Annotated in this window: 1 protein-coding gene and 1 pseudogene; both read right to left on the reverse strand. The window is 46.9% G+C overall.

Annotated features, from left to right (window positions below):
• Positions 1-500, reverse strand: a 500-nt coding sequence (locus AC1DUA_RS37835) for a peptidoglycan-binding protein (RefSeq protein WP_477504601.1), incomplete at its 3' end; no start/stop codon positions are given.
• Between the two features lie 195 nt (positions 501-695).
• Positions 696-1,356, reverse strand: a pseudogene (locus tag AC1DUA_RS37840) (aconitate hydratase); the annotation flags it as partial.

A 1,356-nucleotide genomic window follows, 5' to 3' on the forward strand; every position in this document is an offset into this window, starting at 1 on the left:
AACCAGTATTGTCCGTCATCTACGGCCGTAAAAGCTCCTGAATCAAAAATAATCCCTTCGATTGTATTCGGAAATTCGCTTGAACTTAGACGATTCATGACAACGGCTGCAACCGCGACTTGTCCTTCGTAGGATTCACCGCGAGCCTCGCTATAGATCACTTTCGCCAGCATATCAAGATCCTCTTGATTTACCGAATACTTACGTAAGCTCTGCCATGTATTAGCACCAATAATTCCATCTATCGTTAAGCCATAATTGTATTGAAAATTACGCACAGCTGCGGCGGTAACTGGACCGTACACGCCATCTACCGGCTGTTGGTAATAGCCTAACACTTTAAGACGGAACTGAGCATCCCAGACATCTCCGTTTTGACTACCTGCTTGCACCGTAGTAGCCGCTGCGGCTGAAGCTGGTTGGCTCCATTCGCTTACTGAAATTCCTAGACCAATCGAAGCGATCAGCATGACTAGGACGAGCCTTTTTAATGAGTTCATCTTCATCTCCCCTTTCGCTGTTACCCATTATAGGTGGGGATGGAGGGGGGCTCAACCCGCAGTTATTACCAATGTAAGTCAATCACTTGTGGCTCTAAGGATACAGACGCCGCCCAAATTGCAAAAAATCCGAGAATGCCATAAGGCAATCTCGGATTTCGTAGTTGTGTGTGTATTGCTTTCTTGATGGTTATTTTAGTTTTTCTCAGCCAAGATTTGGCGAAGAACAGTTTGTAGAATACCGCCATTACGGTAGTAGTCTACATCAACCAAGCTATCCAAACGAACAAGTGCGTTGAACTCGAAAGTTGTACCATCTTCACGAGTTGCTGTCACTTTAACTGTCGATCCTGGTTGAACATCATTGCTCAGTCCAGTGATATCGAATGTTTCACGACCTGTGATACCAAGAGTTTTCCAGCTTGTTCCTTCAAGGAATTGAAGAGGAAGAACGCCCATACCAACCAGGTTGCTGCGGTGAATAYGCTCGAAGCTTTCAGCGATAACAGCTTTTACGCCAAGTAGGAATGTACCTTTCGCCGCCCAGTCACGGGAGCTTCCAGTTCCGTACTCTTTACCCGCGATAACAACGAGGTTTTGGCCTGCAGCTTGATACTTCATGGATGCATCGTAGATGGACTCAACTTCGCCAGTTGGCAGGTAAGTTGTTACGCCGCCTTCTGTTCCTGGTGCCACTTGGTTACGAATACGGATGTTCGCGAACGTTCCGCGCATCATGACTTCGTGGTTACCACGACGGGAACCGTAGGAGTTGAAGTCTTCTCTTTTTACACCATGGTTGATCAGGTATTGACCTCCAGGGCTGTCAACTTTGATGTTACCTGCAGGGGAGATG

It is taken from the genome of Paenibacillus sp. 01T422 (assembly GCF_056398785.1).